Here is a 686-nt window from a genome sequence, read left to right on the forward strand (position 1 = left end):
ATCCCTGCGGGCGGCGAAATCGTGTATTGTCTTCGCGGAAGACTATGCAAAATACGGTTTCCGCAGTCAGGTGCACGGCGCTCCCACGCTTGATCCGGCAACGCTGGTCGACCGGCGCGCCATGCGCTTCCATGGCGGGGGAACCGCATGGAATCACGTGGCCATGGACCAGGCCATCGCCGATGCCGGTCTTGATGAAAGCCAGATTTCCAACGAGCGCACCGGCATCATCATGGGTTCCGGCGGCTCATCCACCCGCACCATCGTCGAAGCTGCCGATAAAACCCGCGAATCGGGCTCATCCAAGAAAGTCGGCCCGTTCGCCGTGCCGAAAGCCATGTCTTCGACCGCACCGGCAACGCTTGCCACCTGGTTCAAGATCAAGGGCGTCAACTATTCCATTTCATCGGCCTGCGCGACGTCCAATCACTGCGTCGGCAATGCCTTCGAGATGATCCAGTATGGCAAGCAGGACATGATGTTTGCCGGCGGCTGCGAAGATCTCGACTGGACGCTTTCCGTGCTTTTCGACGGCATGGGCGCCATGTCCTCCAAGTTCAACGACCGGCCTTCGGTTGCATCGCGCGCCTATGACAAGAACCGCGACGGTTTCGTCATCTCCGGCGGCGCAGGCGTGCTGGTTCTGGAAGAGCTGGAACATGCCAAGGCGCGCGGCGCCAAGATTT

General features: G+C 60.3%; 1 protein-coding gene. It reads left to right on the top strand.

The features are described from left to right. The coding region (locus tag D1012_RS21980) for a beta-ketoacyl synthase N-terminal-like domain-containing protein (RefSeq protein ID WP_267897846.1) at positions 1–686 on the top strand (686 nt) is incomplete at both ends.

Source organism: Pseudotabrizicola alkalilacus (assembly GCF_003443995.1).
GTDB lineage: Bacteria > Pseudomonadota > Alphaproteobacteria > Rhodobacterales > Rhodobacteraceae > Pseudotabrizicola > Pseudotabrizicola alkalilacus.